10 protein-coding genes are annotated in these 13,688 nt (G+C 42.7%); 3 read left to right on the forward strand and 7 right to left on the reverse strand.

What is annotated here, in order from left to right; all coding sequences use genetic code 11:
• Nucleotide 1: 1 nt before the first annotated feature.
• From ACVR1G_RS02465 to ACVR1G_RS02480, 4 genes are all read right to left on the reverse strand, one after another.
• Entirely contained in the window at nt 2-1,003 is a 1,002-nt protein-coding gene (locus ACVR1G_RS02465) for an LTA glycolipid anchor biosynthesis glycosyltransferase, IagA/BgsA family (RefSeq protein WP_447451637.1), read from the reverse strand.
• A 110-nt stretch (nt 1,004-1,113) separates the two neighbouring features.
• Nucleotides 1,114-2,577 carry an alpha-amylase gene (locus tag ACVR1G_RS02470; protein WP_447451714.1) on the reverse strand — a complete coding sequence of 488 codons (1,464 nt, stop codon included), beginning with the start codon at nt 2,575-2,577 and terminating at the stop codon, nt 1,114-1,116.
• Nucleotides 2,578-2,689: 112 nt separating this feature from the next.
• Nucleotides 2,690-3,691, reverse strand: coding sequence for a catabolite control protein A (gene ccpA / locus ACVR1G_RS02475; RefSeq protein WP_447451638.1), 1,002 nt, complete (start codon nt 3,689-3,691; stop codon nt 2,690-2,692).
• Nucleotides 3,692-3,981: 290 nt separating this feature from the next.
• Nucleotides 3,982-5,631 (reverse strand): phosphoenolpyruvate carboxykinase (ATP), encoded by a 1,650-nt coding sequence (locus ACVR1G_RS02480; RefSeq protein ID WP_447451639.1) that lies wholly within the window; start codon nt 5,629-5,631, stop codon nt 3,982-3,984.
• Nucleotides 5,632-6,332: 701 nt separating this feature from the next.
• On the opposite strand from ACVR1G_RS02480, the gene ACVR1G_RS02485 reads away from it, so the two are divergent.
• A complete protein-coding gene (locus ACVR1G_RS02485) occupies nt 6,333-7,418 on the forward strand; it encodes a M24 family metallopeptidase (protein ID WP_447451640.1) in 1,086 nt (361 codons plus the stop codon).
• A 106-nt stretch (nt 7,419-7,524) separates the two neighbouring features.
• Here the strand turns inward: ACVR1G_RS02485 and ACVR1G_RS02490 are convergent, their stop codons facing one another.
• Complete coding sequence (locus ACVR1G_RS02490) at nt 7,525-9,066, reverse strand: H(+)/Cl(-) exchange transporter ClcA (protein WP_447451641.1); 1,542 nt, start codon at nt 9,064-9,066, stop codon at nt 7,525-7,527.
• A gap of 490 nt (nt 9,067-9,556) precedes the next feature.
• On the opposite strand from ACVR1G_RS02490, the gene ACVR1G_RS02495 reads away from it, so the two are divergent.
• Together ACVR1G_RS02495 and gloA are read left to right on the forward strand one after the other, a co-directional pair.
• Nucleotides 9,557-10,234 (forward strand): NAD(P)H-dependent oxidoreductase, encoded by a 678-nt coding sequence (locus tag ACVR1G_RS02495; RefSeq protein WP_447451642.1) that lies wholly within the window; start codon nt 9,557-9,559, stop codon nt 10,232-10,234.
• Between the two features lie 93 nt (nt 10,235-10,327).
• Nucleotides 10,328-10,720 (forward strand): lactoylglutathione lyase, encoded by a 393-nt coding sequence (gene gloA, locus ACVR1G_RS02500; protein WP_447451643.1) that lies wholly within the window; start codon nt 10,328-10,330, stop codon nt 10,718-10,720.
• A gap of 289 nt (nt 10,721-11,009) precedes the next feature.
• On the opposite strand, the gene ACVR1G_RS02505 is transcribed toward gloA, so the two are convergent.
• Nucleotides 11,010-11,927, reverse strand: a complete 918-nt coding sequence (locus ACVR1G_RS02505; RefSeq protein WP_447451644.1) for a hypothetical protein — start codon at nt 11,925-11,927, stop codon at nt 11,010-11,012.
• Nucleotides 11,928-12,031: 104 nt separating this feature from the next.
• Nucleotides 12,032-13,504, reverse strand: a complete 1,473-nt coding sequence (locus tag ACVR1G_RS02510) for a family 1 glycosylhydrolase (RefSeq protein ID WP_447451645.1) — start codon at nt 13,502-13,504, stop codon at nt 12,032-12,034.
• Nucleotides 13,505-13,688: the final 184 nt, after the last annotated feature.

A 13,688-nucleotide genomic window follows, 5' to 3' on the forward strand; every position in this document is an offset into this window, starting at 1 on the left:
GTTATAGCTCCATAACCTTTTGATAAACGGCAGCTAATTCTCTTGAAATATTTTCAATCGAACGACTTTTAGCAACTTCGTAGCCAGCTGCCGTTTTATCAATATCACCATTAATCGTGCGGTAGAGGCTGTCAACAAATTCTTCATTGTTGTGACATAGCTCAGCCGCTTCTTCAGTGAGCCAGCCTCGATAGACGGGAATATCCCGTAACACTACTGACTGGTAGCTTGCCAGAGCCTCTAGGACAACGATGCCTTCTGTTTCTTCATAAGATGGGAAAAAGAAGGCATCTGCTCCGCTCATGGCTCCTTCAAAAATATCTCCTTTGAAATAGCCAGGGAAGAGAACATTATCGGGATGGTCCTTTTCTACAACTTTACGAATATCTGCTGGTATCACTAGCTCATTGATCTTGCCAAACCAAATAAAGCGAACCTCAGGCATGTCTTGAGCCACTTTGACAAAATCAAAGATTCCTTTGCGTTTAAAATAAAGACCAGCTGAGATAACGACCTTCTGTCCTTTCTCAATGTGAAAATAGTCCCGGAAGGCCTTTTCCTTTTCTGGGTTAGGCTGATAGTTGGCCAGATTAATCCCATTTGAAACTGCACTGATAGGGGTTGTAACTCCATAATTTTCAATCAGTGATTTTGAATAATCTGACGGTGTGATAATGTAATCTGCCGCCTGATAAATGCGCTTTAGATATGTCTTGAACACAGGGGCTACTAGATTTGACCCAATAAAAGAGTTCCTAAAGTCCTCCATGGTCGAGTGGCCGTGGACAATGACTTTCTTCCCCTGCTTTTTAGCGGTATTTAAAAGGGCCAGACTTTTTGGTCCGTAGGTATTGATGTGGACAATATCATAGTCCCCATCTTTAGGGTCGGTCGTGTAGGGAATCCTAGCTATCTCCAGCGCTTGCTGCTGGTGCTTGATTGCCCGACCGATACCTGATTTCCCAATCAGGTTCTCCCCTTCAAGATACAGTAATACTTTCATAGTCTCTATTATAGCCTATTTTGAGGTAAAATTCATGATCCACTAAAAAAATCAGCCCAAAGGCTGATTATGAGGTGTTAATATAGAAAGAAGGGCAGGCCAATACTAGCTTACACAAAGGTTTCTTGGTTAACCCAGACGGATAAAGACTGGTCTTGAACAGGGAAGTCTGCCCAGCCTTCTTCATCAAGCTCAATAGGTTCACAGTAGGTGCCCATCAGATCAACAAAGCTTTTACCAGCATTGTAGCTTCCCATATTCATGCGTTTAGAGGTGGTTGGACCATTGCTGATGACGACAGCTACTCCTTCAGGATGCCGATCATCACCGCGGTTGACCCAACCGATACAGTTGGCATCATCAAAATAGTCAACTTGCTCACCATAAACATGATTGCACCGGACATAGAGCAGAGTATCTAATTCATCTCCAAAGGATCGCTGGGCAAAATCACCCGAGATGCCGTAGTAATCTCCATAGAAGACGCAAGGCAGACCCTCTTGGCGCAGTAAGATAAGAGCATAGGCTGCAGGTTTAAACCACTCCTCAACACAGGATTCTAAGGCCTGACCACGCTGGGAATCGTGATTATCAACAAAAGTGACCGCAAAGGTTGGGGCATTCTGCATGAGGCTGCCTTCTAAAATATGGCTAAGATCATAATTTTCCCTTTGCTGGCTGGCCTCAAAAAGATTCATGTGAAGAACGACATCAACTAAATCAAAAGTTCCCTTCGTCTCAGTAATATAGTCTAGGTTAGCCTGAGCGTCGTTTTTCCAGTACTCTGCAAACACATAGAGATCTGGTTTAACATTCCTTTGAATATCAGCAATGAAATCAGTCATAAAATCAGCCTTAATATGCTTGACGGCATCTAGTCGGAAACCTGAAACCTGACTGGTTTCCAAAAACCACCGAACCCAAGATTTCAGCTCAGCCACTACCTCTGGATGTTCAAAATCAATATCATCAAACATAAGGTAGTCGTAATTACCATTTTCATCATCGACTTGATGGCTATCTGCCCAGCCTTTATTAACTCCCTGAATTCTGTAGATACCGCGCTGAGCGCTGCGGGCATCGTAGTCCACACCAGTGAAATGATACCAGTGCCATTTAAAGTCACTGTAGGTATTGCCACGTCCAGGGAAGTCAAAACCGGTCCAAGCTTCAATTTCAAAGGTATCCGAAACTTCTTCCATACGATTGTCAGGATTGACCTGAATCACATCAAAGCGCTCTCGCTTGTCGCCGCCAGCCTTATGGTTCAAGACGATATCTGCCATGGTTTTAATTCCCAAATTTTCAAGGGTCTCAATGGCTTTAAGGTAATCATCCTTACTGCCGTACTTGGTGACAACCGTTCCTTTCTGGTCAAATTCACCTAGATCATAAAGATCATATACCCCATAGCCAACATCATTAAAGCCGGTTCCCTTAAAAGCAGGCGGCAGCCATACCATGCTAATGCCAATTTCTTTTAAATGCTGGGCTTCCTCGGTCAACCGCTGCCAATGCTTGCCGTCAGCTGGCAGATACCATTCAAAATACTGCATTAAGGTGTTATTTGTCATCATTTTCTCCCCTATATAAGCCGATAAGCTGTGACCATTATAGCAGATTCCAAATAAAAATACAGGATATAAAAAAACCGTTCACTATGAGCGGCTTTTTAATCTGATAGAGTTATTTACTAGAGTCCCGCTTAGTAATACTGTGATTGAGAGTGATATCGTGCTCATCCAGCTCTTCCTTGTTCATAATTTTTGTTAACATACGCATACTAACAGCCCCTAAATCGTAAATAGGCTGGCTGATGGAGCTGAGATTGGGGCGGGTATACTTCACAATCGGAGAGTCGTTGCTAGTAATAATTTCAAAGTCATCGGGAATAGATTTACCAGCTGCAAACAGACCATTTAAGAGTCCAGCTGCCAATTCATCTTCACCAACGTAAGCAGCTGTCGCACCTGAGTTAAGGACACGTTCTGCCAGAGCGTAGCCATCTTCATATCTATATTTGGCTTCAAAAATAAGACTTTCTTGGAATTTCAATCCTGCTGCCTGAAGACCGGATTTATAGCCGGACAAACGAACCTTACCATTAATATCATCAATTAAGGGACCAGATACAAAAGCGATATTCTGGTGCCGCTTGGCCAAATTAGCAACCACATCCTCCGCTGCTGCCTCGTCATCAATCGTAACACTCGGAAATTGCTTATCCAAATCAATTGTCCCTGCTAAGACAACTGGCGTACGAGAACGCGAAAATTCCAGACGTACCTTGTCAGTCAGACGATGCCCCATAAAAATGATTCCATCTACTTGTTTGGCAAAAAGGGTATTGATGACATTAACTTCATTATCATCGTCTTCATCACTGGAGGCCAGTACAATATTGTACTTATACATGGAGGCAATATCATCAATCCCCTTGGCCAAAATAGAAAAGTAACTGTTAGCGATATTGGGAATAACAACACCAACGGTTGTCGTCTTCTTACTGGCTAAACCGCGCGCTACAGCATTTGGCCGATAATCTAAGCGATCAATAACTTCTAAGACCTTTTTACGAGTTTTTTCTTTAACGTTTTTATTGCCATTGACAACGCGGCTGACTGTTGCCATGGACACACCAGCTTCACGGGCTACATCATAAATAGTAATAGTATCATCAGTGTTCATGTGGGCTCTCCCTTCTATATGAAAATCACGCTTTCACGATTTATATTATCACATATTGTAAACACTTTCAATAATTATAACTCAATTTTTGAAATTTTTGTATGCCCTTTCAAAAAAACATCAACTTGAGCGCTATTATCTTAAAAACATATAAAATCATCGGGATAGCCTCATGACAGAAGAGGAGGGACTTCTTTATCAGAAAATGACAAAGTCCCCACCAAACTAATAGGGGGGGACTGTCTTGGGTTTGTTAGCGATAATAACAGCTTTTTCAACTGAAGCAAAAACTAGTTAAGACTTTTCAGTACTGCTTCCATTTGAGAAATAGCTTGAGCTGGCAGAGCATTTTCAGGATTTTCTTGATTGAAGGAACTTAAAAAGTCTCTTCTGACCTGCATTCTTTCTCGAATTAGCTGCTTGTAATCATCACCAAAATCTGGTACCTGATAGCCTTCTAGCTCTAGGTAAGATAGGCCAGATAAAGGACCAAAGGATTTGAAGTCACCTTTACCTTCAACAACATGTTCAATAATATCTAGCGAAACTTCTTTAGGAATGGCTTGGCCCATGTACTGCCCTGTATTGATAATATAACAGTCAACACCAGATTCAAAGAGTGTTCTAAATTTTTGAAAATCCTCTGCTAGAGGATAAACGCGGAAAGGATTAGCGAACGGCTCAATAATCAAGTCCTTCTGATTGCCCTTGGTATTTTCAGCACTGGAGCGTTTCGTCATCAAAGTACAACCCATAGTCGTCGCTAGGACAGGGTCATCAATTTTCACCAATGGCGGAAGACTATCATCCTTCATGATCCAAAAGATAGCCTTGATGGGGTCACTAATACGGTCCACACGGTTAGGAGTTGAGTAGCGAGACTTCACAGTCCGTCCATTACCATTGCGAATATCTTCTGTTACGAGTTTTTTATGCCCTTCTTGATCCAGAGTCACACCGCAATTCTGTACAGTTACAAAGTAATCCTGCTCCTTATGCCCTGTCGGATAATCGTTTGTTTTATCAAAATACGAAGGTTCTAAGGCAATTGAAGAGCCATCTGCCGTTGAGATAACAAAAGCATCATCATGAAGTACTTCAATATCATACTTATCATCATGTTTAGCATGGGTCAGCGTAGACTTACCAGAACCTGACAGACCAAAGAAGGAAGCGACAAAATTGTTGGAACTACCAGTTTCTTTTTCTCTGAAAATTTTTAAACCACCATGGCAGGCTACATAGCCATTTCTAGCAGCTGTACTCCAAGCTAGAGTCAAAGTCGACTTCTTTAACTCCCCAAAATAGCGCAAGCCCAGAATTATAGCACAGTTGTGCTGGACATCAAAGTAGACTAAGCCATCTGGATAATCCGGGTGAGTCCATTCAGGATCAAAAAAGATAAAAATATCATCCTCATCATAGATCTTAGAAGCGGCCAAACGCTTATTAAATTCTTCATTTAATATTTGGAAGTTGAGCAGCCAAGAATAAAGGTTGGGAATCTCATCCTCTGGGACCATAAGGTGGGCACGAACCATAAATTCTTCATCCAGACCTACCACAGCATCAGCACGATAAAAGGCTTTCCTGTGAGCCTGCCAAACTGCCTCGCGTACAATAGGCTGCAGCGTTTGATCCTCTTTGGAATCGCGGCCATAAATGCGTCTGGCTCTAGCTGTACGGCCTACAATAGCCCCAGAATTAGTCAGCAAGACACGCGCATCAGAAGGTAACCCCAGCTCCCGTGTGTGGGCTACTGGCATGTCTAAAACGACTGTTCCTGCCGCTTTTGAAGCAAGTTCATAAGCTTTTTCTAAACTCTCAACAGACTTAACCTGATTTTCGTAAAAAGCTGTCTCGATAATTGTTTTCAAGGATGAGAAATAAGGCGTATTCGCTCGCATTTCTGCATCGGTAAATTTCTGGCGTGTTGACATATGGCATCCTCCTTATATTAAGATACAAAGGGCGTCCGCGGATTAAGCAAAAATAGGAGGTTCGACGAAGACGCTTGCGTCTAGGAAGAAACTATCTTTTTTGCACAAGCCGCAGCCCATGTTCGATTATTAAGATACTAAGGGCTGATTCGCTTGGCGAAAATTTCCGATAGGAAAATAGGGGAGCGACGCCGTGTGCTTGACACACAAAAAGCTCCTTCTTTTTCCCGAGGAAATTAGACCCGTGTGCAATTGACAAAGTATCGCTAAGACCTTAGGTCTTGCTCTACTATACAAACTACCATGGTAGTTTGCTATGCCAATTACTAGAGTGAATTGGCTACCTTTCCCACTAACTTCGTTTGGTTAGTCGATTTTACTAACCAAACGAAGTGTCGCTAAGGGCGTCAAAAGCGACTGGAATTTTAGGAGGTCAACATCATTTGCTTACCAACAAGGCGACCCCCATCTAAATTCTGGGCTTTTGGGCCATATCCGATTACTTTTCCCTCTTTGTTTTCGAAAAGTAAGTGTAACATTTTCATTTTTTGAAAACGCTTTAATATAGTTCTATTCTAACACAAAATTTTGACTCAGCGTCAGAGAAATTGTCACCTGTGATAAAATTTTTGAAAGGCTTGCATTTTAGTAGATTTTTTGAAAGAATAAAGACAGTTATTATCATGAAAAGAGGTTTTGCCATGTCAAAATTGACTCACATCCGTAACTATCTGGTTCAGAACCAGTCCCGATTGGCTATTATTTCCGATCCTGTTACAGTCAAGTATCTCACTGGGTTTGAGTGTGATCCCCATGAACGCCAGCTATTTCTCTTCATTTACAGCGATCAGGAGCCTATTTTATTCCTACCAGAATTAGAAGTAGCTAGGGCTCGTCAAACTGTTAAGTTTGAGGTAATAGGTTATAACGATGCTGAAAATCCTTGGCAGAAAATCCGTCTCAGCCTGCCTAGAATTGATTCGAATATCATTTATATTGAATTTGATCACCTTAACGTCACTAAATTCAATGGTCTACAATCAGTCTTTCTAGGACGTTTTGACAATATCACACCCTTGATTCAGGAAATGCGTCTGATCAAATCACCAGAAGAGCTCAATAAACTTCTGGTGGCTGGTGTCTACGCTGACTATGCTGTCAAGGTTGGATTTGATAATATTCGTGCTGGTCGAACCGAGATGGATTTGGTAGCCCAAATCGAGTATGAACTCAAAAAAAAGGGCATCCGTCAGGTGAGTTTTGATACTCTTGTCCTAACCGGAAATAATGCCGCCAACCCTCATGGTATCTCTGGTACTAACCGTATTCAAAATGATGCACTCCTACTCTTTGACTTAGGAGTCGTTTGTGAAGGATATACCTCTGATATCTCGCGGACGGTGGCTATCGGCCGCCCCGATCAATTCAAGGAAGATATTTATAAGATCTGTCTAGAAGCTCAACTGACTGCTCAAGAGGTGATCAAGCCGGGTGTCACCGCTGGCGAAGTAGACGCTGCCGCTCGCAGGGTGATTGAAAAAGCCGGTTACGGTGATTATTTTAACCATCGTCTCGGACATGGCCTCGGAATAGAGGTGCACGAATACCCATCTATTATGGCAGGAAGCGACTTAGTTCTCCAAGAAGGCATGTGCTTCTCGGTTGAACCAGGTATTTACATCCCAGGTCGAGTCGGTGTCCGTATTGAAGATTGCGGCAGTGTGGGCAAGGATGGCTTCCAACCCTTTACTCAAACACCTAAAAAACTGCAATATTTTGATTTATAAAGAGTTTGGGACAGGCACAGTGATAGAGAAGATATTACTACGCCTGCCCCACTCTTTTTTAATTCCCCTCAAGACTCGCTTAGAACATCATCTCTGTAATTTTTTCCTAGTCCAGCAAGAGGTGCCTGATTTGATCAATCTTGTCTTCGGGTAGAACAATGTTAATCGCGTTGCCCAAAATAAGTTTGGTACTTCCCGAAACAATATGGCTCTTGCCATTTTCACGTTGACTGGTGATCAGAACATCCTTAGGCAGCTCCAGTTGATAAACCGCTTTGCCGGCTATCTTCGACGAAACCGGCAGCTCTATCCATGTCAGAGGACTATCGTCAGCGTCAGGCTGCTTCCCTTCAAAAAGTTTTTCCAGCATGGCTTCATAGACCGGGGCCCCACCCAGCATATCCATAACAATATAGGCTACTAAGGTCACTGTCCCCAAAGCCATCAGATGGCGCAGATCCCCAACCATCTCACAGACCAAAATCATGGCTGTCAAAGGAGCCTTGGATATAGCACCAAAATAGGCACTCATTCCTAGAATAATGATAAGAGGGAATTCACCGGAGGTGATCCAGCCCAATTCAAGAAAAATACGGCCAAAGAAGGCTCCTAGACAGGCTCCCAGGGTTAAAATGGGCAAAAAGATTCCGCCCGGCAAGCCAGAGCCATAACTCATCATGCTGTAGAAAAAGCGCAGAACAAAGAGGACAAGAAAGAGAAGAATTGGTGCCTGCATGGTTGAAAGGGAACGAACCAAGGCATTTCCCCCGCCTAGCAGCCAAGGGGCAAAATACCCCAGAGGCAGAGTCAGAACGAAGGCGACAAGGCTGTAATAGTGGGACTTAAGGTGCAACCATTTTCCTAAAGCAGCATAGTAGTCAGCCATTTTCAAAATGACTTTTTCATAATGATAGGACAGAAATCCTAGGAAGAATCCTAACAGGATAAAGAGTCCATAAGAGGATAAACGGGGTAAAGGAAGTTGACTAGGCATGGCCAGCACCGGTGTTTGACCAAAGACTCGCAGGGAGATTAAATTGGCTGTTAGACTGGCTGAAAGAGCGGTGATCCACACCCGACTAGAAAAGTGGTGGTAAACTTCTTCCACTACGAATAGGAGTCCCGCAATCGGCGCATTAAAAGCAGCTGAGACTCCCGCTGCGGCACCGCTAGCGATCAGGGTACGTTCCTCCAGCTTACTAAGGTTAAGGTAGCGAGCAATCCCCTTACCGCTGACAGCTCCCACCTGAATGCTTGGGCCTTCGCGCCCCAGCATTAAACCGCTGGAAATCCCCAGTACTCCTGCCAAAAACTTCTTCCAAAGAACTGACCACCATCGTTGACTCATCAAGCCTTTAAGCTCGGCTTCAACTTGCGGAATTCCCGACCCTTTAATATCTGGTTCAGTGACTATAAGGCGGCCAATGATATAGCTATAGATGAGATAAATAGACAGTATAACTATTAAAATCCAAGGCAGCTGATGCGACAAACGATAAGCCCTTTGAAACTGACCAAACAAAAGGCCAATAAGATACCGAAAAGCGCTGACCATAAAGCCGGAAAAAAGGCCGACTAGCAGGCCTCGAAAAACAGAAATTAAAATGGAACTGGATAAGTAACCAAATTCTTTCCGCTGATTTTGCATATGATCCTCTCTTTCACCAATCTAACCTGTTGTTTAAGAAGCACAGGTCTTTTCCTTACGATCTCGAATCTATCTTGTACTGGTAAGTACGACATTGGGACAGCAACTACTCTAGCTGAGAATCCAAATGGTTTTATTTCCTGTGTCTGCTGCCAGTATTACCAGAAAAAGTAAGGCTTACTATTTTTATCTTACCATATTATTCTTAAATATTAGCGCAGATTTTAAGAAAATGATATGATGAAGATGCTAAATTGAACTCGGCTGAAACGCGTCAGGACAGAAGAGCTATCTGTTTGAGCTTTTGTTTTTAACAAAATAGGATTATTTCTGGAATAATAAGTGTTTTGGAAATCAGAATTTTCAACCGAATGCCAAGATTTGATTTCTTTGCAGTTCTCAGTGACACCTGCTGTGACGTTTATCCGCCGGTTTTCTACTTTAGTTTGCCTTTGACAGGCTGAATATCTTTATAAAGATGGAGGTCAATATGACAAAAGAAAATATCAAGGAGCAAATTCGTCAGGCCTTTGACCACCGTGTCGCTGTTCGCGTCTATAATGAAGACGAAATTTCCCATGAAGATATGGAAACTATTCTTGATACAGCTTGGCTTAGCCCTTCTTCTGTTGGCTTGGAAGGATGGCGTTTTGTTGTCTTAGATAGAACCCATATTGCTGATCTAGCTCCTAAACTCAAGGAAGTCGCTTGGGGAGCAGCTCCCCAGCTTGATACCGCCAGTCATTTTGTTTTGCTCCTAGCTGAAAAAAATGCTCGCTATGATAGTCAAACCATGAAGCAAAGTCTTATCCGCCGTGGGTTTACTGAAAAAACAGACTTGGAGTCAAGGTTGGAACGCTACCGCTCTTTCCAAGAGCAAGATATGAAGATAGCTGACAATCCGCGTGCTCTCTTTGATTGGACAGCCAAACAAACCTATATTGCCTTGGGAAATATGATGACTGCTGCATCACTAATGGGAATTGATTCCTGTCCCATCGAGGGATTTAACTACGATGAAGTCAATACTATTCTAGCGCAAGAAGACATTATTGACCCTAGCAAAGAAGGGATTGCCAGCATGGTTTCCTTTGGCTACCGCCTCAAAGATCCCAAGCATCCGCGTTCACGTAAGCCTCGTCAAGAGGTCATTACTTGGCTGGACTAATATTTATAATTAATTATCACAGAAAGGAAATAAATGGACAGCTACAACCTTACCAGCTGCTGTAAGTTTGATCTGTTCTTGGTGTTATGACTTATGAAATTTATGCATACCTGCGTTCGCGTCAAAGATTTGGAGACCTCGCTTGCTTTTTATCAAGAAGCTCTAGGATTTAGGGAAGTCCGTCGCAATGATTTCCCTGAGTATGAATTTACGCTTGTTTATATGGCTTTGGATGATGATCCAGACTATGAGTTAGAGCTCACCTACAACTACGGTCATGGTGACTATGACCTTGGTGATGGCTACGGTCATATTGCTGTTGGTGTCGAGGATTTAGATGCTACCCATCAAGCTCATAAAAAGGCTGGCTATACTGTGACCGATATCAAAGGGCTGCCTGGTAAACCTAATATGTACTACTTTGTTACTGATCCAGATGGCTATAAAATAGAAGTCATCGATTTACAAAAGTTTAATAGCAAGTAAGTGTTTAAAACTAGGATAAATATCCTCCACAGCTGGATGCTAAAATTTCCAGCTATGGGGGATTTTTCTGTCTAAAATTTACCATATAAGTGCAATAAAAAACTCATAAAATTTCCAGTAAAATAGACTTGATAAACCATTTTAGCTGAAAAATTTTATGAGCTACCATCATTCTACTGTGGAGGGGCAGGCCCTCCCTTGGCAATGATTATTTAAGTTTGACTCTTAGTCACCACCATTCCAACAAAATCAAAGACTGCCTTATTCCTTGAGATTCGCAAAAACTGCTCTATGATCCTTTTTGTTGCTTTAAAATACGATTAAGTTCTTGAGAAACTCGGTTGTTCTCATAAGGAACACAGTCCTGAACCCAGTTCCACCAAAAATAGCCTCCGACATAGTGCTCAGTATAAGCTGGCTGGCGGTAATAATGGCGCATCATAGCTATTTTGCTGGCTGTTGTGGCTGAATCGGCTGTATTGCCGCATTCCCCCATACCTACTTTAGATTGTGGAAACTTGTCTTGAAACACTTGGAAGACAGACTTCCAGTCTGGCTGATAGCCCTTGTTATCATCTTCATAATAAGAAATAAAACTAAAGTCCAGCCCTTGTTTTAATTTTTGAGGGACATGATGATTGATCCAAGCCATCATATCACGGTCTTTAGGATTCTCATAGTAGAAAGTTACCGCTGTTTGCCGGTCGGTCTCTTTAACGATTTCATAAGCAGCCTCAACCTTGTTCATAATAAGCTTTGGGGGCTGTTTAATCCAATCCGTTCCATTAACTTCATTACCCACTTCCCAAATCGTTGTGTAGTCGGCGAGATAGTCCAGCGATTCTTGAAAGCGCTGGCGGTAAGAAGCGACATCAGGATAAGCCTTCATATCATAGGAGTCAACAGGCTGAGCCATGATATCAGCCACTGGTGCGATCTTTTTGAAGAGGGGAACATAATCCTTGGGATCTTTTTCTTTGGACATCACAATTCGGACAGTCGGCCGCACGGGCATGGCTTTCAGAGCCTTAACAATTTCTTTGGTAGAAACCTCACCGTCCCAAGTGTCATCAATGGTCACACCATAAATTTGAGGTTCGTCGCTTGTACTTTTGGGGTGCCAAATTAGAAACAGCATACCTAAAACAATTACTAGGCCGAGGAAGAAGACTATCCATCTTGAGGTTTTTTTATGCTTTATGGCCATTTTTTGCCCTCCTACTGTGTGTCAGGAGTTTCTAAACTGAAACAATTTCCTCATTGCAACCAACAACCAAAGAGAAAGCATCCAGTAAGCCGACTGGTAGTTTCTTAGATTTCAGCTAACTTGCCACCATTCGAGGCAATGATTTCTTTTATCCATTGGTAAGACTTTTTAGGAGTGCGTTTGAGGCTACCGCGACCTTTGTCATCCATATCCACATAGACAAAGCCGTAACGTTTCTTCATTTCACCAGTGGATAAGGAAACGAGGTCGATCGGTGCCCACATAGTATAGCCAAGGCAGTCGACACCATCACTATTAATCGCATCCACCATATTTTGCAGATGATCACGCAGATAGTCGATACGGTAGTCATCCTCAACATAACCGTCTTCATCAGCCTGATCGATAGCTCCCATACCATTTTCTACAATGAAGAGCGGTTTTTGAATGCGGTCAAAAATCTCATTCATGACATGACGAAGCCCTAAGGGGTCAACAGCCCAGCCCCAAGGTGTTTCTTTAAGATAGGGATTGCTAGATCCGCCTACATTGAACCAATTATCACCTGCCTGAGTCGTGTTCGAACGGTAATAACTAAAAGAGATAAAGTCCAACTGACCGTCACGCAAAATCACATCATCACCGTCTTCAATTTGGAGCTCATCAACTCCGTGACGCTCCCAAAGAGATTTGCTGTATCGCGGATAATAGCCGCGCCCCATAATATCGATAAAATACCAATTTTCGCGGCGCTCTTGCAGACGGTGAAAGACATCTTCGGGTTTACAAGTGGCAGGATAAAGTTCACTCATGGCATACATAGCCCCAAACTGACTGTCTGGCATCAAATCGTGCCCCAATTTAACAGCTTTAGCACTGGCTACAAACATATGATGGGCCGCTTGATAGCGATCCTGTCCAGTTGAATTTCTGGTACCGCAAGGACCAAAGCCTCGGACTGCATTAATTTCATTAAAGGTCAGCCAGTAGCGACAGCGAGCGCCATAATGTTCAAATAAAGTTTTACAGTATTTAAGATAGGCATCAATAACATAGCGAGAGGACCAGCCATCGTATTTCAGTGCTAGGTTCATCGGCATTTCATCATGACAGATTGTAATTAGGGGTTCCATACCATATTTTGCCATCTCATTAATAACATCATTATAAAAGGCAAGCCCTTCTTCATTTGGCTCTGCTTCTTCTCCCGTCGGATAAATACGGCTCCAACAAATTGAAAAGCGAAAAACATTAAAGCCCATTCCTGCCATCAATTTAATATCTTCTTTATAATGATGGTAGAAATCAACAGCCTTGTGACTTGGATAATATTCATCATCTAGAAAAATAGGCTCCGCTTCTTTGGGAACAGGATCGGCGTAAAAGAAAGATGAACGTGGTGCAATAATAGAACCATCAGGCATGCTCATGGTATGGTGACGGGGTGACTCCAAAGAACCATCCGTTTCAAAATCATGAGAGAGAAGCCCTCGTCCTCCTTCACCAAAACCGCCTTCATACTGAAAATCAGCGGTAGCACCTCCCCATAAGAAACCTTGAGGTAATTGATAAGACATAGCTTCCTCCTTATATATAAGATACTAAGCCGTTAAGCGACTCAAAGAAATTTAGGGAGCTTGACGAAGAATCACTTAAGATTCTAGGAAAGCGAGTCTAATTTCACAGAGTCGTAGGCGCGTTCAATTGATAAGATACGGCAGAGGATTGTTATCTAAGCGCTTCGCACTTGATACCAAACGC

It is taken from the genome of Streptococcus dentasini, from assembly GCF_053206945.1.

Coding starts and splice junctions, on each gene's coding strand:
- ACVR1G_RS02470 (WP_447451714.1), bottom strand. CDS start 2,577: ATGACAAATAACACCTTAATGCAGTATTTTGAATGGTATCTGCCAGCT.
- ACVR1G_RS02505 (WP_447451644.1), bottom strand. CDS start 11,927: ATGGCCATAAAGCATAAAAAAACCTCAAGATGGATAGTCTTCTTCCTC.
- ACVR1G_RS02485 (WP_447451640.1), top strand. CDS start 6,333: ATGTCAAAATTGACTCACATCCGTAACTATCTGGTTCAGAACCAGTCC.
- ACVR1G_RS02465 (WP_447451637.1), bottom strand. CDS start 1,003: ATGAAAGTATTACTGTATCTTGAAGGGGAGAACCTGATTGGGAAATCA.
- ACVR1G_RS02495 (WP_447451642.1), top strand. CDS start 9,557: ATGACAAAAGAAAATATCAAGGAGCAAATTCGTCAGGCCTTTGACCAC.
- gloA (WP_447451643.1), top strand. CDS start 10,328: ATGAAATTTATGCATACCTGCGTTCGCGTCAAAGATTTGGAGACCTCG.
- ACVR1G_RS02510 (WP_447451645.1), bottom strand. CDS start 13,504: ATGTCTTATCAATTACCTCAAGGTTTCTTATGGGGAGGTGCTACCGCT.
- ccpA (WP_447451638.1), bottom strand. CDS start 3,691: ATGAACACTGATGATACTATTACTATTTATGATGTAGCCCGTGAAGCT.
- ACVR1G_RS02480 (WP_447451639.1), bottom strand. CDS start 5,631: ATGTCAACACGCCAGAAATTTACCGATGCAGAAATGCGAGCGAATACG.
- ACVR1G_RS02490 (WP_447451641.1), bottom strand. CDS start 9,066: ATGCAAAATCAGCGGAAAGAATTTGGTTACTTATCCAGTTCCATTTTA.